The organism is Thermobaculum terrenum ATCC BAA-798 (assembly GCF_000025005.1).
Taxonomy (GTDB): domain Bacteria; phylum Chloroflexota; class Chloroflexia; order Thermobaculales; family Thermobaculaceae; genus Thermobaculum; species Thermobaculum terrenum.
The window spans coordinates 1,520,345-1,539,460 of the sequence record NC_013525.1; the positions used below are offsets into that span (position 1 = coordinate 1,520,345).

The window sequence follows — 19,116 nt, forward strand, 5'->3', positions numbered from 1 at the left end:
GAAGAACTCAAGGTATGAGCGTATTTATAGCTAATTGTAAATCTTTTAGGTCAAAAGGCTTTTCAATGATCCAATCAGCTTTCGTAGCCCTGAAATCTCTCAGAGACTTACGCTTAGCGCTCAGGATGACGACAGGTATACTCATAGTATCTTCGTCAGACTTGAGTGACTCTAGAAGCTGAAGGCCATCAACGCGCGGTAATTCTATATCTAGAGTTATAAGGGCTGGACGCAGCCTCTTGATCATTACGAGCGCAGTTTCAGCCTCCTCTACAGGCAGAACTTTATAGCCTTCTCCCTCAAATATAAGTGTGAGGAAGTCTCGTACATCATCATTATCATCTATTACTACTATCGTCCGATTATCCCCTGAAGACATCGGAACTACATCCAATCTGCAAGCACATTTTACTCCAAAAAGGTAGCACATACATTCATTTTGCAAAAAGCATACCCTGGAATATGTATGCCCATACAGATGTTATGAGTAATGAAGCCGCTGATTCGGATACAGTTGTAAATTAGCGGCTCTACGACAAACTTTTTGGGTGAGGTAGAAGGAATTGGCGCTGAATAGGTTTACTGATCAAGCTCACGATGCTTTTCAAAGAGCCCATGAAGCTATGTTGCGCATGGGTCATTCATACTTGGATGTAGAACACTTGCTGCTCGGACTGTTAGAGCAGCCAGATAGCACGGCCCAGATGATCCTGAAGCGTGTGGGTGTAGATATACCCAGACTCAAGGATCAGGTCGAACAGGTGCTACGTGGATCTCAACCAGTCACCCCAAATCGTGGCAACCAGCTGCAGGTGTACGTAACAGCTAGGGTAAGACAGCTGGGAGCATCTGCCGCTATGGAGGCGGACAGAAACGGGGATGAGTATGTGAGCACCGAGCACATCCTGCTAGCACTATGTAAGGATAACACCGGGCCCGCAAGTAGGCTGCTCTCGGCAAGTGGTGCTACACCTGAAGCGGTAGAGAGGGCTTTCCACGAGATCAGAGGTGAAGAGAAGATAACAGATCCTCATGCTAGTGTCCAGGGCCAGGCGCTTGAGAAGTTTGCAGTGGACCTGACTGCACTGGCTGAGAAGAACGAGCTTGATCCTCTGATCGGTAGGAAGACGGAGCTGCGCCGGGTAATGCAGATACTGTCTAGAAGGACCAAGAACAACCCGGTCCTTATAGGAGAGCCCGGAGTAGGTAAGACTGCAATCGTGGAAGGACTTGCTCAGGCTATAGTCAGGGATGAAGTACCTGAACCGCTGAGAGGCAAGAGGGTGCTATCACTTGATTTAGCCTCGATGCTAGCTGGATCTAAGTTTCGAGGAGAATTTGAGGAAAGACTGCGTGCCGTAGTAGATGAGATCAAGCAGTCTAAGGGTCAAATCATACTATTCATAGATGAGATACACACAATTGTTGGAGCCGGGGCTGCAGAAGGCGCAATGGACGCAGCTAACATGCTGAAGCCTGCCCTTGCTAGAGGACAACTGCAGGCGATAGGAGCAACTACACTTGACGAATACAGAAAGCATATTGAGAAGGATGCAGCTCTGGAGAGGAGACTAGCTCCGGTGTTTGTTGAGGAGCCCTCCCCAGAAGAGACCCTGCAAGTCCTTTATGGAGTAAGGGACAGGTACGAGCAGCACCACGGCCTGAAGATATCTGATGAGGCACTTGAGGCGGCTGTGAGGCTGTCGCACAGATACCTCAAGGAACGCAGACTGCCTGATAAGGCTATAGACCTAATGGATGAGGCGGCCAGCAAGGTGCGCCTAGATAACTTCGATCTACCTGAGGAGCTTAAGTCTTACAAGCGAAAGATAGAAAGCTTGAACTCACAGATCGAAGCTGCAGTGGCTGAGCAGGATTACGAGCGCGCAGCTATGCTCAAGGCTGAGCTCATAAAGACACAAAACGAGTACGATAAGGAATACGAGAAGATCAAGTCAGAGCATCCAATAAGTGAGACGGTAACTGCCAAGGATATAGCTGAGGTTGTAGCGCAATGGACTGGAGTCCCAGTCAACCAAATGCTGGAGTCTGAGACTGCTAAGCTGGCTCATATGGAGGAAGCTCTGCATAAGAGGGTCATTGGACAGGATCAAGCCATACAAGCCGTATCTGACGCTATTAGAAGGAGCAGAGCAGGTCTGTCTGATCCTAACAGGCCAATAGGTTCCTTCATATTCCTTGGGCCAACAGGTGTAGGTAAGACCGAGCTGGCTAGAGCATTAGCTGAGTTCCTGTTTGATGACAGGGAAGCCATGGTCCGAATAGATATGAGCGAGTATGGTGAGCGCCATACGGTATCCAGGTTGATAGGGTCTCCTCCTGGATATGTAGGTTACGATGAAGGTGGGCAGCTAACTGAGGTTGTGCGACGCAGGCCATATCAGGTGATATTGTTTGACGAGATAGAGAAGGCCCATCCTGAGGTCTTCAATGTAATGCTGCAGATACTCGATGATGGTAGGCTGACGGATGGCCATGGGAGAACAGTAGACTTTAGAAACACGGTCATCATTATGACTAGTAATGTAGGTACTGGGTGGATCGAGCAGTACCAGCCGCTAGGATTCACCAGAGCTGTGGACAGTCGAGGTGAGCAGAAGAAGCTTGAGGATGCTGTGACCAGGGCACTAAGGGAAACCTTCAGGCCCGAGTTTCTGAACAGAATAGACGAGATCATAGTATTCCATCCGCTCACCAGAGAGCAGATACTGCAAATAGTGGACATACAGCTAGGTGATCTTAAGAAGAGGCTCGAGGAGCGCAAGATAAACCTGGAGCTGACACAAGCAGCTAAGGAGTGGCTGGCTGATGAGGGATTTGATCCTACATTCGGTGCTCGACCATTGAAGAGGACGATCCAGAAGAACATAGAGAACGTGATCTCGAAGATGCTCATAAGTGGCGAGATCAAAGAGGGAGACACTGTAGTTGTCGATAGAGATGGGGATAGTCTCACATTCTCATCTCTCCAGCCGGTCGTAACCCAGTAGCAAGCAAAAACTCATAAAAGTAAGGGTACTAGAGCCTGGGAGATACCCCCAGGCTCTAGTACTATTTAGAAGCACATAAATCGTCACGGTTGGACCTAATATAGGCTAGTGAAGCAAGCTATAATCACAACGTAATCCGATTGGAGGCCAAAATGCTCTTTTCAAAACTCGCGGAATATTTTGAACAATTGGACCATACTACAAGCAGAAACACTTTGGTAGCCATTTTGGCCGACTTGTACTCCCAATGTGACCAGTCCGAAGTGCGACCAATCACTTACCTACTACAGGGCAGGCTTGCGCCTTTCTTTAAGCCTATCGAGATAGGCATGGGAATAAACTACGTTGCAGACGCTATTGGCAAAGCTTTTGGTGTGGACAGAAAGCACGTTATGCAAGTGTTTGACAGAGTTGGGGATATTGGCACAGCGGCTCGCCAGGTGCAGCAGGAAGCGGGAAAAGAGCTGTCCATGGAAGAAACCCCAACAGTCTTGGAAATATTCAATCAACTTATGGCTATAAGTCAGGTATCTGGCCAAGGTAGCATTGAGAAGAAGATAGGCATGTTTGCGGATATATTACAGAAGTTGGATCCTAGATCGGTGACTTACATATGCAGAATACCAGTAGGCACTTTAAGGTTGGGAGTAGGAGATCCAACTATTCTGGATGCTCTATCTTTCGCCAAGAGCGGGGATAAGAGCCTGCGCAAACCTCTAGAAAGGGCCTATAACGAAACCTCAGATCTCGGACTCATAGCTGAGACTCTATGGAAGGATGGTATAGAGGGCGTAGAGAAACTATCTATTATGCCCGGTAATCCAGTAAGACCAGCTCTGGCCGAGAGGCTCCCTACTCCCGAAGCCATAATCAACAGGATGGGACAATGTGCTGTTGAGAAGAAATACGATGGTTTCCGATGCCAGGTACACAAAATAGGAAACGAGGTGAAGATATTTTCCAGGAATCTTGAGGACATGACGGGGATGTTCCCTGAAATCACCAGCGGCACTCTAGCCATGGTGGATGCGGAAACTGCCATTTTTGAAGGAGAGGCCCTTGCCTATCACCCCTTATCTGGAGAGTTTCTCCCGTTTCAAGTCACTACAAAGCGAAGAAGAAAGCACAAGATAGAAGAAGCGGCTCAAGAACTCCCTTTAAAGTTGTTTGCTTTCGACATTCTCTACAAGAATGGTGAAAACTTGATGGGGATGAAATATGTAGATCGAAGGGAGATACTAGCAAATACCATTAAGGGAGAAGACTCTCTTATCGTTTCCGACTGGGTCATAGCGGATAACGTCGAGAAGCTGATGGAGGTTTTCAACGAGGCAATAGAAAGTGGCCTTGAAGGTATAGTCGCCAAGAGGTTAGATTCCCCTTATCAGGCAGGAGCAAGGAACTTTAACTGGGTAAAGCTCAAAAGAACTCACGCAGGGCAACTCCAAGACACTGTGGACTGCGTCATTGTAGGCTACATCTATGGCAGAGGGAAAAGAGCACAGCTCGGTGCGGGAGCATTATTGGTTGCCGTTTATAACCCAGACAAGGATACCTTCCAAACCATCACTAAGATAGGCACAGGACTAACTGACGAAGAATGGAAGGAAGTCGTAGAAAGATGTAAACCCTATGTCACAGAAGAAAAGCCGGCTCGAGTAGAAAGTATAATTCAGCCAAGCGTGTGGGTGGAGCCCGCGGTAGTTATAGAGGTACTCGCGGACGAAATCACAAGATCCCCTGTGCACACAGCAGGTATGAACGGAGAGAAGCAAGGTTATGCCCTTAGGTTCCCTCGCCTAGTGAGCTTTAGAGAGTCAGACAAGAGACCTGAAGATGCCACCACGGTACAAGAGATAATAGAAATGTATCAACAACAGGCGATCAAACAAGTTGCTTCATAAACTATGTTGCTTGAGGTGATGTATCATGACGGACCCGAGACATCAGAAGTTAGCACAGGTACTTATAAACTACTCGTTAGGTATACAACCCGGAGATAAGCTTATAATCACTGCTCCTGCTGCAGCCGCTCCCCTTGTAAAAGAAGCTTACAGAGAGGCTATCAGAGCTGGTGCACACGTTATGACCAGGATAACTATAGATGGCCTAGCCGAGATAAGGTTCCGTGAAAGCAGCGACGAGCAGTTGAGGTTCGTGCTCGAACCCGAGAGACAGGAGATAGAATACTTCGATGCTATGCTAAGGATAATGGCGGATGAGAATACCAAGTCTCTAACCAATGTCGATCCCAACAAGCTAGCCATCGCCCAGCAAGCCCGAACAGATATCATGAGGAGATATCTTGAGAGAGCCGCAACGGGTGAGCTCAGATGGTGCCTGACTCTGTACCCTACACATGCATATGCTCAGGATGCAGAGATGTCCCTAGAGGAATATGAAAACTTTGTGTTTAACGCAGGATTAATCCATCACGATAACCCATCTGAATCGTGGCAGCAGATATCAAAAAAGCAACAAGAAATCGTGAAGCTGCTCGAAAGCCATGATGAAATACATATCGTTGGGAATGATATTGATCTCCGCTATCGAGTGGGTGGGAGAAAATGGATAAGTGCAGACGGCAAGCACAACTTCCCAGACGGAGAAGTATTCACCGGACCTATTGAGGATTCGGTAAATGGTCATATAAGGTTCAGTTATCCAGCCGTATACAACGGAAGGGAAGTAGAAAACGTGAGGCTCACCTTCCAGGACGGCAAGGTTGTAGAGGCCACTGCTTCCCGTGGGGAGGATTTGCTGAACTCAATGCTAAACGTCGATGAGGGAGCTAGAAGAGTCGGCGAAGTAGCCTTCGGACTAAACTACGATATCCAGAAGTTCACTCGTAACATACTCTTTGACGAAAAGATAGGTGGAACAATGCATATGGCCCTTGGAAGGGCCTATCCTGAAACGGGTGGGACCAATGCATCTGCCATACACTGGGATATGATCGCAGACCTGACTGATGCTAAGGTCTACGCCGACGGAGAGCTCATATACGAAAATAGGAAGTTCAAGATCTGGTAGAGTTGTGCACGGCAGGATTCTAGCTGCCGTGCACAACAATAACTAACTCAAAGCTTGCTGGAATTTGTTGAGCTCCTCAGGGCTCAATGAATAGGAATGCTCCTCGTCGGGAAACTTTCTACTCTTTACATCCTCTTTGTACATACAGAAGCCCTTCAGTATATGCTTAGACAGGTCAACGTATCGTTTGGCAAACTTAGGTAGTGATCTTTGACTCAAGCCAAATATATCGTGGAAGACTAATACTTGGCCATCGCAATAAGGGCCAGCTCCAATGCCGATGGTGGGTATCTCCAAGCGCTCTGTGATAGCTTTGGCCACAGGTGCAGGCACAGCCTCGAGAACAAGAGCGAATATGCCTGCATCTTGAAGAGCTAAAGCCTCATTCAAGAGCCTCAAGGCAGAGCCAGAATCTCTCCCTTGTACCCTGTAACCTCCAAGCAACGAGAATGACTGAGGAGTAAGACCTATATGCCCCATTACTGGTATGCCTGCGGCTATTATGGCCTTAATCCTTGAAAGCACTGCCGTGCCGCCCTCGAGCTTTACCGCATCGACTTCAGCATCCCTCATAAAGGCACCAGCATTCAAAACCGCATCTCTATCGGAGGGCTGATAGGACATATAGGGCATGTCGCCCACAATCAGAGCCCTTTCAGTTGCCTTCGAAACAGCTCTAGAATGGCTTATCATCTCGTCCATACTTACCTGTAAGGTATGTTCGTACCCAAGGACATTGTTACCAATGGAATCGCCTACTAGTATGACGTCTATACCAGCCCTATCAGCCAATAGGGCAGTTGGATAGTCATACGCAGTTACCATTACTATGGGTTCATCTTTTTGCTTCAAACGTATTAGGTCCTGAATGGTAACTTTATGAAGGGTAGATGACATCACCTGTTCCTCCCAAAGTAGTACCTGCCATAAAATGGTCAAGTCCAGTTGCAATGTATCAAGTAAGGAAATAAGTGTAAAGGATATAAAGTGCTTAGAAATTATCCAAGTGCTATACGATATAATTGCTCGATGAGCATGCACTCAGCACTTGGCATCGCCAAAAACAAAAATCACAAGCCAGCTAAATCCTTGCTTGATCTTTCATTACAGGAACTGCGTGAATGGATCAGGCTGAGGGATTACCCAGAATACAGGGCAGTTCAGGTATGGCAGGCCATCTATAGGCAGCTAGAAGTCGATCCGGAGAAAATGACTAGTCTGCCAAAGGCCCTTAGAGAGGTGCTAAGTGCAGAGTTCCCATTCCCTAACATCACTCCCGTTAGGACGTTCGTAGCCGATGGAGGTGATACCGAAAAAGTCCTGTTCCAACTTGAAGATGGTAACGCTATCGAAAGCGTTCTAATGGAATATATGGATGGTAGGGCTACGGTCTGCGTAAGCTCGCAAGCGGGATGCGCTATTGGATGCACATTCTGTGCTACTGGCTTAGGAGGTTTCTATAGAAATCTCTCCGCAGGTGAAATAGTCTATCAAATCCTGTACTTCTCGAAAAAGCTTCGTGATAAAGGCAAGAGGCTCACAAACATTGTGTACATGGGTATGGGGGAGCCCCTAGCTAACCTAGACGCCGTCTGGCGATCTGTGGAGAATTTGCACGAACCCACTGGCATGAACTTTAGTGCGCGCAGGATCACTATATCCACTGCAGGACTGGTTCATCAGATAGATAGATTTCCACCAACTGATCTTCAGGTGAACCTAGCTATATCGCTCCATGCACCTAACGATGACCTACGCACAAGTATCATGCCTATCAATCGCAGGTGGCCTATATCAGAGTTGATAGCCTCTGCCAAAAGATATGTCGAGAGAACTCATAGGAGGATTACCTTCGAATACGTACTTATAGCTGGCTGTAACAGCTCCAAAGAACACGCAAGAGATTTATCAAACCTGTTACGAGGACTGCTCTGCCACGTGAACCTGATCCCTCTCAATAGAGTACCAGGGAGTCCTTTCGAGCCTCCTTCAACCGAGGAGGTAAATACTTTCAGAGACATACTGCTAAGTGCGGGGATCCCATGCACAGTGAGACTAGAAAGAGGTGCAGATATTCTGGCAGCATGCGGCCAACTAAGAATGGAGCATTCACTTCATGATGCAGCTATACCTAGACACATATAGTGGCATTAGCGGAGATATGTTTCTTGGAGCGCTGTTAGATCTAGGCGCCGACGCAAACGCCCTGAATGAACAGCTTCAATCCCTGGATCTGGGTAACTGGAATCTAAGGATAGAGAAGACAACGCGATCAGGCATAAACGGAACTAAGATAGAAGTTGAGTATTCAGAGCAGCATACCCACAGAAACTTTCAAGACATAGCCAAGATAATCACAGAATCTAATCTTCCGGACAACGTCAAGAATAAAGCCATAGATATCTTTCACCTAATCGCTCAGTCTGAAGCCAAAGTACACGGCACATCGGTAGATGAAATACACTTTCACGAAGTCGGAGCTATAGACTCGATAATAGATGTAGTAGGCACGTGCCTAGCGCTGCATCTTCTAGAGATAGATCAGATTTACTGTTCAAGCTTACCTTTAGGAGATGGCTTCGTATCTACAAGTCACGGAAAACTACCGGTACCTGCACCTGCTACTTTGGAAATCCTCAGTACTTGTAATGCCAGAGTTACGTTTGAAAAGGGCTCGGGCGAGATGGTAACTCCTACAGGAGCAGCCCTTGTAGCCAGGCTAGCTCATTTTGATATACCCACTAATGTCAAGGTCCGTAAAATAGGTTACGGATTTGGCTCACGTCATCTCCCTTGGCCCAATGCATTGAGAGCTATACTGCTTGAGAGGGATGAACCCTCATCAGCATATAGCACTTATGAAGTAGACGAAGTAGTCATAATAGAGACAAATATTGATGACCTATCTCCTGAATTGACTTCTTACATGCAGTCGAAACTGCTTCGTAGCGGGGCTCTGGATGTCTGGATCTCTCCGGTAATTATGAAGAAAGGTAGATACGGACATATAATAAGCGTCCTAACGACAGAAGAAAATGCACTAGAGATTACGAATTTGCTCCTAAGGGAGACTACAACTCTTGGCGTAAGAGAGAGCCGTCTCAAAAGAGTAAAAGCTCACAGAGAGATAAGAGAGATAGATACTAAATTAGGCAAAATCAGATTAAAGTTGAAATTGATAGATGGCAAAGTGCATCAGGCTAAGCCTGAGTACGAGGACTGTGCCTCATTAGCCCAAAAGCATAACATGTCTATAGATCAGGTCTATGATTTAGCTAACATGGAAGCAAGAAAAATTATAGGGAAGGAGATTGAAAATTTATGCCTCTAGTTTCCGTGCTAATGGGTAGTGAATCAGATAGATCTTATATGCAGGAAACAATGGATACTCTTGAACAGATGGGTATAGAAGGAGAGCTTAAGGTAATATCCGCCCATCGCCAGCCCAACAAGCTTAGGGAATACATATCACAGGCAACAGCAAACGGTGTAGAGCTGTTTATAGCAGGAGCTGGTGCGGCTGCACACCTGCCAGGAGTTATAGCTTCCCTCACAACAAAACCCGTTATCGGCATTCCTCTGCCCACAAGCGATCTCAAAGGTCAAGACTCCCTCTACGCTATAGTCCAGATGCCCGCAGGCGTACCAGTGGCCACCGTGGCGATAGGAAAGGCAGGCGCCAGAAATGCAGCTTATCTGGCGGCACAAATCCTTGGGATCAAATACCCTGAAATAGCTGAGAAATATAACGAGTACAGAAGACAGCTTGCCGAGAGATAGCTCTCATTATCAGCTGCATAGATCGGGAGGGAGTAATCCCTCCCGATCTATGCTTTACTTAATTTCATTATTTCATTTCTTTAGTGCTTGAAATGACGGGTGCCCGTAAAGACCATGGCTATGCCGTGCTTGTTAGCAGCACGTATTACTTCTTCATCCCTGATAGAGCCACCTGGTTGTATGACTGCAGTTACTCCCCCCTTAGCAGCTTCCTCTATGCCATCTGGGAACGGGAAGAAAGCATCACTGGCCATAACGCTGCCCTCTGCCCTTGGACCAGCCTTCTCTACTGCATGCCTCACTGCATCAACCCGACTTGTTTGACCTGAACCTACACCCACCATGGAGAGATCCTTTGCTAGAACTATAGCATTAGACCTTACATGCTCTACTGCACGCCATGCAAATAACAAGTCAGTTGTCTCTTCAAGTGTAGGTTGACGCTCCGTGACCACCCTGGTAGTCACCTCATCAGGAGATACCGCGTCCATGGTTTGCGCGAGGAACCCTCCGTTTATTCTCCTCCAATCAAGAGTCCAAGGAGTTAGAGGCTCCTCCCAGCTGGGCTTCATTTCGCCCACCTCTAGTAACCTCAACCTACGCTTCTTGGAAAAAACCTGCTTGGCTTCCTCAGTAATAGAAGGAGCAACTATGAGATCAAAATGTGTTTGGGTCATAACTTCCGCCAACCCCGCATCTATTTCGCGATTCACACCTACTATCCCACCAAAAGCCGATACTGGATCCCCCGCTAGTGCTCGTTCAAAGGCTACTTGTAGATCAGGATTGGTTGCCAACCCACAAGGAATACCATGTTTGATTATGGTGACCGTTGGCCCTAGAAAGTCAGCAACAACACTAACTGCAGCATATAGGTCCAATATGTTATTAAAAGACAGGTCCCTACCACCTACTTGCCTCAACTTTTGAACCAGACCTGTATATCTAGGACTTACTTCAGCATATAAAGCTGCCCTTTGATGAGGGTTCTCTCCATACACCAAATCCTGTACCTTCCGCAAAGGTATAGTGACTATGTTGGGGAATAGCTCCTCCTCAGCAGCTAGATAGCGATTTATAAGAGCATCGTAAGCCGATACATGGGCGAAAGCCTTAGCTGCTAGCCACCTGCGAGTTTGTTGACTCACCTGCCCGTGTTGGGACCACTCCTCCAAAACAGATTGATAATCCTGAGGATCTGTCAAGACCAAAACGTCTACGAAATTCTTTGCTGCTGCCCTAATGAGTGTAGGTCCGCCTATATCTATGTTCTCTAGTGCTGTAGAGAGATCAGTATTGGGATTAGAAACAGTTTCCTCAAAAGGATAAAGGTTTACAACTACGATATCTATAGGCTCGATACCAAGTGCTGCTATCTCTTGCATATCATCTGGTCGAGATCTTCTGGCAAGTATACCCCCATGTATCTGAGGGTGCAGGGTCTTGACTCTCCCCTCCATGATCTCTGGGAAACCAGTGATGTCGGTAACAGATTTGGCAGGAATATCAGCTTCCCTCAACACAGTCAAAGTCCCACCAGTAGAGAAAATCTCCACCCCTTTGGAAACAAGATCTTTTGCAAGTTCTATAATGCCGGTCTTGTCGGACACGCTTAGAATAGCACGCACCACCTTACCCCTTGATTAAAACTTTTCCATTCTGAATGGTAAGCCTTCCCTGAGCAAAGAGCCTTATAGCCTCGGGGAGGATTCTATGTTCTTCTCTCAAGATCCTGTCGGACAGAGATTCCACAGTATCATTCTCAAATACCGGAACTGCTGCCTGTGCGATTATAGGTCCCGCATCAACATCCTCAGTCACAAAGTGTACGGTACAACCAGAGATCTTCACACCATGCTTTAGGGCCTCGGCTTGAGCGTGGAGGGTTCCTCCAAATGCAGGTAATAGTGAGGGGTGTATGTTGATGATCCTTCCTTGCCAATGGCGCACAAATTCCTTCGTCAGTATGCGATCATATCCTGCCAGAACAACTAAGCCAACATCCCTGGCAGTAAGCATGTTAGATATTTCCATTTGAGCTTCTTTTCTATCATTACCTTTGCGATCAGAACAGACAAATACTTCTATTCCAAAATCATTTGCAATTTGTACGGCCTTAACATCAGGATAATTAGACACCACTAGGGAAACCTCAGCTCCCAGTACTCCCTCGCGCTGCCTTTGGAGGATCGCTTCCAAGTTACTGCCCCTGCCAGATACCATGACCGCAACTTTGAGCATTATCTACCCAACTCCATAGGATCTTTCTCTGCAAGTAAAGATAGCAGAACAACTGCCGAAAACCCAGGATCAGGGCAATTAGTCTAAGAACAAATCTAGGTCCGGTGACTAGTCACCGGACCTAGATTCAGCAGTTTCATATCGTCTCATAAGACTTACGTATTTTTCGGGTAACTTACCTCTGATGTGTGTGCCAGCATGAGTAAACTCTTCAGTTCTAACCTGACCATATTTATGGAACAGATCCACAAGAGCCCCCTCCGAATAAGGAAGCAATACATCAAGCTCCCTTAGATTGCTTTCTAGCACCTGCTCAACTTTTGACAACAGTGTATCTATACCCCATCCCAGCTCAGCAGAGATAAGAACGTAATTATCTGGGAGATCTTCTAAGGACGGCAGGCCACTATCGAGATCGGGAGCTAGCTTATCTACCTTGTTTAGCGCTACTACTGTAGGTTTATCAGCAGCCCCCAGGGATCTTAAGGTCTCATTTACGGTTGCTGCTTGTTCCTCCGCATTCTCGTGAGTTATGTCCACAACGTGAACTAGCACGTCCGCTTCAAGTATCTCCTCAAGAGTAGCCCGGAAGGCAGCAACTAGATCAGTAGGCAACTTCTGGATAAAGCCTACAGTGTCCGTCCACAGGCTGAGCATGCCAGCAGGAAGTCGCACTTGCCTGGTAGTAGGATCAAGAGTTGCGAACAGCTTATCCTCTGCCAGGACATCGGCACCGGCCAGCTTATTAAGAAGCGTACTCTTACCAGCATTCGTGTAGCCTACAAGCGAGACTACCGGTAGTCCCTCAGCCTTCCTGTGTTCTCGCAGTATCTTGCGATGCTTTCTTACCTGCTCGATCTCTCTTTTTATATGAGTTATACGCTCTCTGGACTGTCTTCGGTCAACTTCCAGCTGAGTTTCTCCTGGGCCTCTAAGACCAACCCCTCCCACCCCTTGTCTAGAGAGGTGTGTCCACATTCTTGTAAGCCTCGGAAGGCGGTACTCAAGCTGAGCAAGTTCTACCTGTAATCTTCCCTCTTTAGTTCTAGCTCGTCGAGCAAATATATCTAGTATCAGGGCAGATCTATCTATTATCTTGCACTTGAGCTCGTCCTCTAGATTACGCTCCTGACTTGGAGAGAGTTCGTCATCAAATAAAACAACTGTAGCGCCAGTTGCGTTCTTCATATCGGCTAGCTCGCGCAACTTACCCTTACCGATAAACGTCCTGGGATCAGGAGCTGCAAGGCGTTGTGTTATTCGCCCTACAACCTTGACATCAGCCGTATCAGCTAGCCTCTCTAATTCATCTAGAGATGAATTAACATCCCATTTGCTATCTGGGGTCTGAACCCCTACTAAAATTGCCAGCTCTTCAGGTTGTGCAGTCGAAACTGGTTTTATAGGTCCTACTCTGTCAATTGTGTCCTGCAATTGATCTCCTCTGAATACATCTTTATTTCTCATAGTTATACTACTATAACCAAGTTGCAACAACAGATTAGGACAGGTGTCTATTTATTAGAGATTTCATGTGCACCAAATCCGTATCTGTAGTTGGATCAAACCAATTCACATCTCTAAACTTTCTAAACCACACATATTGGTGTCTGACTAACTTGTGATTATGATAGGAAAGGTGCCTCAAACATTCTTCAAGAGACGACCGGCCCTCAAAATATGGCTGAAAGTCACCATAGCCTATGCTCTGCATAGAGGGCAGATCCCATCCGTAACCCATATCTAGCAAGCCTTGTATCTCTTCCAAAAGCCCCCTGCGCAACATATCCTTGGTTCTGTTCTCAATGCGTTCATACAACTTAGGTCTGTCCATTGTTAGACCAAGTATCAGAAAATCATACTTGGGAGGTTCTGAAGACTGAAGCTCAGATATCGGCCTCCCTGTTAATTCAAACACCTCTAGGGCCCTAATTATTCTTCGCAAGTCGCCTGGAAGGATCCTCTCGGCAGCCACAGGATCGACACTTCTCAACTTGTCATGGAGAAATTTTGTACCTTTTTGCTTGGCAATAGCACGCAAAGAATCTCTAATCTCAGGATTGGGAGCTACTCTTGGTATATTCCAACCCTCAATGATTGCCTTCAGATATTGACCTGTACCCCCCACCACAAAAGGGACTTTATGTCTATCGAGTAAAGAGTCAATTGTTCTATAAGACAGTTCCTGCTGCTGTGCTAGCGTCCATGTCTCATCTGGATTTACGAGATCTATGCAGTGATGATGAACCTTGGCTTGTTGCTCACGAGTAGGTTTAGCAGTTCCGATATCCATGTATCGATAAACCTGCCTACTATCCTGATTGACTACCTCTCCGTTATATTCGAGGCAGAGGTCTATGGACAGGGCAGTCTTTCCCACAGCAGTAGGGCCAAGGATTACTATCACCGGTAGCTTTTGTGCGGACACATGATATAGTACCAAGTGCGGCAGAAATTGTAATGTGCATCTCTGCTTGCTAGAATCGCAAGATGAATCAGGACATCAATAGGCAATCTCCAGATGATCAACCAGCACGTTGGCCTCTATTTTGGGCATTAGTGATTCTTGCCTTGGCAGTTCCAGCACTATGGTGGTATTTGGACCCAACACCTAGGGCGGATGCATCTTCTAAACCAGTGACAGTTGTAGTGAGACATGGAGAAGGCTGGAACGATCTTACAGATAGATTACACAGGCTAGGGATCATAAGAAGGCCGTTAATATTCAAGGCGCTAGTCGTGCTCTCAGGTGAGAGGGGTCATCTCCTACCAGGCAGATATTTAATAAAGAGGGGAACGAGTGCTAGGGATCTCATAGCTACCTTCACAGATGCAAGCAATCAGTCTAAGATCACCATCCCCGAAGGTTTTAGGCTGGGGCAAATTGAGGACAGGATGCTTCAATTAGGACTCACTACTCCACAACAATGGCAGGAAGCAATCAATAACCCACCAAAGTCTCCGTTATTAGCTTCTAAGCCTAAGGGGGTTAGTATCGAAGGTTATATCTTTCCAGATACATATATCTTTACGGAGGAGAATGCTGCACAGCAGCTTGTAAGAGAGGGAATAGCTAACATGCAAAAGCACCTCTCCAAGGATATAATTCAAGGCTTCAAACGCCAAGGGTTAACTATAAACGAAGGACTAACCCTGGCCAGCATTGTGGAAAGAGAGGCTCAAATTCCGTCTGAGAGACCAATAATTGCCTCGGTTTATCTTAATCGGCTAAGAAAGGGCATGCCCCTGCAGGCTGACCCAACAGTCCAATATGCAGTTGGGAAAAGGGGAGAATGGTGGAAGTCCCCTCTGACAAGGCAAGATCTAAAATCCGACTCCCCTTACAATACATATGTACATAAGGGGCTCCCACCAGGACCTATCTGTAGCCCTGGTTTACCATCAATAAAAGCCGTAGCGTATCCCGCCCACACAGATTACCTTTATTTTGTTGCTAAGGGTGATGGGTCGCATGCTTTTGCAAAAACTTTACAGGAACACGAACAAAACATACAAAGATACCTTAGAAGATGATCGAAGCACTTATATCTCTGGTGATAGGTCTGCTATCAGCCACTACGGCAAATATAATTGCATCAAAGATAGGTGGAATAAAACCGGCAGTCGGCAGCAAGCAATCACTCCTGCTCGCTACTATTTGCTTCCTAGCGGTCTTAGTTCATGGGCTACAAGCAGGCATCGAATGTAACTTAGCGGCTGGCATATACATCGCTATTCTAGCCGCATGCGGAGCTATAGACCTGCAAAGGAGACTTGTATATCCTTCAGTCGTGATAACGGGAATACTGGCATCACTTCTGCTTAACCCATTATTGTGCAATACAAACCTGACCAATACTCTAGTAGGGCTGTTAGAAGGGCTTATTGTATTTACGCTGATATTTGCAATAGGGATAATGATATTCCGAGCATCGGCGCTTGGGGTAGGAGATATTCTATTAGCTGCCATGATAGGTGGCATGGTGGGGGCAAGATCAGCACTAGCAGCTCTGATACTTGGGGTAGTCCTAGCTGGAGTCTACGCCACATTACTCCTGATAACAGGGAAGGCAAGTAGAAAAAGTTACTTTGCTTTTGGAGCTCCATTGTGCGTGGCTGCAATAGTTGTAATTAGCTTGAACCTAGGGAAATAAGATGCCAAGAGCTAAATCTACTGACAGCAATATAGGAGAGATATTTACACTAGGAGTTTATGTTCTCACCCTCAAAATTAACGACGACATCGTCCAGACGGTAACACCACAATTGATGCCTATTTCTTGGAATCCTCTTTTGTTAGTAGCAAGTATAAAGAAAACAGACCCTTTAGCTACATCAATAAGTAAGGATCAAACAATATGGATAAATGTTCTCATGGCAGGGGAGCGAACAACAGTGGAAAGCTTACTAGAGAGTAGACCCAAATTGCCTGATGATGTAGAAGTGCATCAGGATAACAATACGGTACTTTCAAAATCGGTATTGGCTCTGGAATGTAGTGTGATAGAGATCACAGAGCAAGGGGACAGCCTACTTATAATATTGAGATCAAATAGGCACTTTATGCCCTCGCAAGGCCAACCGCTAACCCTCAGGCAAAGCGGGTTGGCTAGTCATTTTTACTAGTGAATCGGATTGACTAGTAACGCCGGCTTGTTATATACTGCTTCAGAGAGTAGGATGATCCAGTTGGGAGGTTTCTGAAAAGATGGTAACAATTACGGAGAGTGCAGCCGCCAAGATCAAGGACCTGATGGAGAAGGAAGGACAACAGGGTGCTGCCCTAAGGCTATATGTTGCGGGCGGCGGATGCTCCGGTCTTAACTATGGTATGGCCTTTGAAGAAGAGGTTGATCCTGAGGACCATGTATTCGAGCAAAACGGCGTCAAGATCCTAATAGATAGCTACAGCTATCCTTATGTCAAAGGATCTGAGATTGACTACATAGATGGCTTGTTCGGCTCTGGGTTTACTATCAACAATCCTAATGCAGTGAGTACTTGTGCCTGCGGGCACTCTTTTGACACTGGCAGTAACGCTGCTACAGCCAGAAGCTGCAGGTAATATCCTAAACCGTAGTAAACAAAAATCTGAAGAGACAAGACGAGAGGGGGGACCTAACTATAGGTACCCCCTCTTGTAATTATTTTTTATTTTTAAGAAAGCTTTAGACTGACCTCTATATATCACCATCGGGCTCAATAATAGGTCTGGTAGGTCCTATTTTATCCAAGAGACTTATCTCTGCACGTAGATGCTTGGCTACCCAGTCCAATCTTTGCCTGGCAGAGGTGCACTCCAAGATTTTCTGTTTCTCAGATAAAGGAATGTGAAGTGCTCCTGCCACGAAAGACAGCGACTGAATATCATGGCTGATTTCGTCCGAAGATCCTTTTATACCTGCCTTTTTTCGGTAATCAGAGATCAAATCCCTGACCTCTTCGGCAAGTATAGACACCTCATGCTCATCCTCTTCTTCATCTCGTAAAAACTCTATCTCAGCCTGCAAGTAAGGCTCATCATCTATAAGTCGAAGGATACGAAATCTCTCTTTACCTACAGTAAGTAGATCCATACGACCATCCGGATACTTCCCAGCTGAAACTATTCTTGCCATAGTACCGATTTCTTCTGGCTCAGCCGGACCTCCGACCTCTTTACCCTTGCGAATCTTAACCACCCCGAACATCCCATCGTGAGCAAGACAGCGGGAGATCATTATCTTATACCTCTCCTCAAAGATGTGGAGGGGTAAAAGCATACCTGGAAACAGCACAGTGTGTAATGGAAACAAAGGTATTATATTCACGGATGGTTGCAAGGAATACTCCTGTATCTAAACTAGGAAGCAAAATCTAGCTTCTTCTCCCATAACTATGGTAAATACGCAAGAGCATAACTGCAAATATGACCATTGAAAGCCAATGATGGACGATAAGATGAATTCAACAAGGGTTACAGGTATTGTCTTAGCAGCTGGACTCTCCCAGAGAATGGGACAACCTAAACAGCTCCTAAAGCTAGGATCTCAAACACTCCTGTCACAGGTCATGCTTAACGCTATAAGGTCAAAGCTGGACCAAGTAATCGTAGTAGTATCGCCCCAAATAGAGCAGCAAGCAACCCAAATACTAGAATCATTAGATAAGAAGGTGCTTATAGTGGTCAATACAGACCCAGTAAGAGGAATAAGCTCATCTATCAAGTTAGGATTAGAGGAAGTAAGCGAAGGCGCCAGGGGAGTAATGGTTTTACTTGGAGATCAACCTTTAGTGAGCACTGAGATCATAGATAAACTAATCGACACATTTGATCTTCATCCAAAGAAGATAATAGTTCCTACTTATAACGGCAAAGATGGTAACCCAGTTATTTTCCCTGCAGAATCCATTGGTGATTTAAGGACGATAAGCGGAGATAAAGGGGCAAAAAATATCATCTACAATCACTTAGACCTGGTAATAAAAGTGGAAGTTGGAGATCTGGGTTCCATGGAGGATATTGATACGCCCGAGGACTATAAAAATATCCTTGCAAGATTTATGGAACGATAGCATGTACTGCCTCCAGTGTGGTCACGAGCTTACAAAACGTAATTTGGAAGATAGGATAAGGCGCGTTTGCCCTTCATGTGGATGGGTATTGTGGGACGACCCCAAAGTAGTAGTCGCTGCCCTAATACACTCTAACTTCAACATTTTGCTATGTAAGAGGACCTATGATCCGGGCAAAGGCAAGTGGAGCTTTCCTGCGGGCTACGTCGACCGAGGTGAAAAGCTAGAAGATGCACTGGAAAGGGAAGTTTACGAAGAAACAGGGTTAAGAATATCTAATCCAAAACTGATTGAACTTTGGTCGGAAAAGGGTAATCCGGTAATCCTGGCTGTATACGAAGTCCAAAATGTACAAGGCAAGATTTTACCTAACCAAGACGAAATTGCAGCTATCGAATGGTTTGATGCTAGGGCCCTCCCTGATATGGCCTTTGAACACGATAAGCTTATAATAAATAACTGGCTTACGAAACTAGTAAAAGGACATGAATAGCAA

General features: G+C 46.1%; 19 protein-coding genes. 12 read left to right on the forward strand and 7 right to left on the reverse strand.

Annotated elements, in window-relative coordinates; all coding sequences use genetic code 11:
- Nucleotides 1–7: 7 nt before the first annotated feature.
- Nucleotides 8–379: a response regulator gene (locus TTER_RS07095; RefSeq protein ID WP_012875339.1), complete on the reverse strand. Its 372-nt coding sequence runs from the start codon at nucleotides 377–379 to the stop codon at nucleotides 8–10.
- Between the two features lie 184 nt (nucleotides 380–563).
- On the opposite strand from TTER_RS07095, the gene TTER_RS07100 reads away from it, so the two are divergent.
- From TTER_RS07100 to TTER_RS07110, 3 genes are all read left to right on the forward strand, one after another.
- Entirely contained in the window at nucleotides 564–3,011 is a 2,448-nt protein-coding gene (locus TTER_RS07100) for an ATP-dependent Clp protease ATP-binding subunit (protein ID WP_012875340.1), read from the forward strand.
- 152 nt (nucleotides 3,012–3,163) lie between these two features.
- Complete coding sequence (locus TTER_RS07105) at nucleotides 3,164–4,915, forward strand: ATP-dependent DNA ligase (protein WP_012875341.1); 1,752 nt, start codon at nucleotides 3,164–3,166, stop codon at nucleotides 4,913–4,915.
- Between the two features lie 25 nt (nucleotides 4,916–4,940).
- Complete coding sequence (locus TTER_RS07110) at nucleotides 4,941–6,044, forward strand: aminopeptidase (RefSeq protein ID WP_012875342.1); 1,104 nt, start codon at nucleotides 4,941–4,943, stop codon at nucleotides 6,042–6,044.
- Between the two features lie 42 nt (nucleotides 6,045–6,086).
- Here the strand turns inward: TTER_RS07110 and panB are convergent, their stop codons facing one another.
- Nucleotides 6,087–6,941, reverse strand: coding sequence for a 3-methyl-2-oxobutanoate hydroxymethyltransferase (panB, locus tag TTER_RS07115; RefSeq protein WP_012875343.1), 855 nt, complete (start codon nucleotides 6,939–6,941; stop codon nucleotides 6,087–6,089).
- A gap of 132 nt (nucleotides 6,942–7,073) precedes the next feature.
- Here panB and rlmN point away from each other — a divergent pair, with 132 nt between their 5' ends.
- From rlmN to purE, 3 genes are read left to right on the forward strand one after another with little or no spacing between them, the layout of a single operon-like run.
- Entirely contained in the window at nucleotides 7,074–8,189 is a 1,116-nt protein-coding gene (gene rlmN, locus TTER_RS07120; RefSeq protein WP_012875344.1) for a dual-specificity RNA methyltransferase RlmN, read from the forward strand.
- On the forward strand, nucleotides 8,161–9,375 hold the full coding sequence (gene larC, locus TTER_RS07125) for a nickel pincer cofactor biosynthesis protein LarC (protein ID WP_012875345.1): 1,215 nt from the start codon (nucleotides 8,161–8,163) through the stop codon (nucleotides 9,373–9,375). Before rlmN ends, larC begins: the two co-directional genes overlap by 29 nt.
- Nucleotides 9,366–9,824 (forward strand): 5-(carboxyamino)imidazole ribonucleotide mutase, encoded by a 459-nt coding sequence (gene purE / locus TTER_RS07130; RefSeq protein WP_012875346.1) that lies wholly within the window; start codon nucleotides 9,366–9,368, stop codon nucleotides 9,822–9,824. The genes larC and purE overlap by 10 nt, the downstream gene beginning before the upstream one ends.
- Before the next feature lie 80 nt (nucleotides 9,825–9,904).
- On the opposite strand, the gene purH is transcribed toward purE, so the two are convergent.
- The 4 genes from purH to miaA all read right to left on the reverse strand — a co-directional run bounded on the left by purH (nucleotide 9,905) and on the right by miaA (nucleotide 14,493).
- Nucleotides 9,905–11,452: a bifunctional phosphoribosylaminoimidazolecarboxamide formyltransferase/IMP cyclohydrolase gene (gene purH / locus TTER_RS07135; RefSeq protein ID WP_041424933.1), complete on the reverse strand. Its 1,548-nt coding sequence runs from the start codon at nucleotides 11,450–11,452 to the stop codon at nucleotides 9,905–9,907.
- A 4-nt stretch (nucleotides 11,453–11,456) separates the two neighbouring features.
- Nucleotides 11,457–12,065 (reverse strand): phosphoribosylglycinamide formyltransferase, encoded by a 609-nt coding sequence (gene purN / locus TTER_RS07140; protein WP_012875348.1) that lies wholly within the window; start codon nucleotides 12,063–12,065, stop codon nucleotides 11,457–11,459.
- A 108-nt stretch (nucleotides 12,066–12,173) separates the two neighbouring features.
- The gene (gene hflX, locus TTER_RS07145; RefSeq protein WP_012875349.1) at nucleotides 12,174–13,499 is read right to left on the reverse strand and encodes a GTPase HflX; all 1,326 of its coding nucleotides are present in this window, start codon (nucleotides 13,497–13,499) and stop codon (nucleotides 12,174–12,176) included.
- A gap of 67 nt (nucleotides 13,500–13,566) precedes the next feature.
- The gene (gene miaA, locus TTER_RS07150; RefSeq protein ID WP_169302643.1) at nucleotides 13,567–14,493 is read right to left on the reverse strand and encodes a tRNA (adenosine(37)-N6)-dimethylallyltransferase MiaA; all 927 of its coding nucleotides are present in this window, start codon (nucleotides 14,491–14,493) and stop codon (nucleotides 13,567–13,569) included.
- A 62-nt stretch (nucleotides 14,494–14,555) separates the two neighbouring features.
- Between miaA and mltG the strand changes: the two genes are divergently transcribed.
- The 4 genes from mltG to erpA all read left to right on the forward strand — a co-directional run bounded on the left by mltG (nucleotide 14,556) and on the right by erpA (nucleotide 17,130).
- Entirely contained in the window at nucleotides 14,556–15,599 is a 1,044-nt protein-coding gene (gene mltG, locus TTER_RS07155; RefSeq protein WP_012875351.1) for an endolytic transglycosylase MltG, read from the forward strand.
- Complete coding sequence (locus TTER_RS14730; protein ID WP_012875352.1) at nucleotides 15,596–16,219, forward strand: prepilin peptidase; 624 nt, start codon at nucleotides 15,596–15,598, stop codon at nucleotides 16,217–16,219. The genes mltG and TTER_RS14730 overlap by 4 nt, the downstream gene beginning before the upstream one ends.
- Nucleotide 16,220: 1 nt before the next feature.
- Entirely contained in the window at nucleotides 16,221–16,691 is a 471-nt protein-coding gene (locus tag TTER_RS07165; protein ID WP_012875353.1) for a flavin reductase, read from the forward strand.
- A gap of 82 nt (nucleotides 16,692–16,773) precedes the next feature.
- Nucleotides 16,774–17,130 carry an iron-sulfur cluster insertion protein ErpA gene (erpA, locus tag TTER_RS07170; protein ID WP_012875354.1) on the forward strand — a complete coding sequence of 119 codons (357 nt, stop codon included), beginning with the start codon at nucleotides 16,774–16,776 and terminating at the stop codon, nucleotides 17,128–17,130.
- A gap of 115 nt (nucleotides 17,131–17,245) precedes the next feature.
- Here the strand turns inward: erpA and TTER_RS07175 are convergent, their stop codons facing one another.
- Nucleotides 17,246–17,875: an LON peptidase substrate-binding domain-containing protein gene (locus TTER_RS07175; RefSeq protein WP_041424942.1), complete on the reverse strand. Its 630-nt coding sequence runs from the start codon at nucleotides 17,873–17,875 to the stop codon at nucleotides 17,246–17,248.
- Nucleotides 17,876–18,005: 130 nt separating this feature from the next.
- Here TTER_RS07175 and TTER_RS07180 point away from each other — a divergent pair, with 130 nt between their 5' ends.
- A complete protein-coding gene (locus tag TTER_RS07180; RefSeq protein WP_012875356.1) occupies nucleotides 18,006–18,620 on the forward strand; it encodes a nucleotidyltransferase family protein in 615 nt (204 codons plus the stop codon).
- 1 nt (nucleotide 18,621) lies between these two features.
- Complete coding sequence (locus TTER_RS07185; RefSeq protein ID WP_012875357.1) at nucleotides 18,622–19,113, forward strand: NUDIX hydrolase; 492 nt, start codon at nucleotides 18,622–18,624, stop codon at nucleotides 19,111–19,113.
- Nucleotides 19,114–19,116 lie beyond the last annotated feature (3 nt).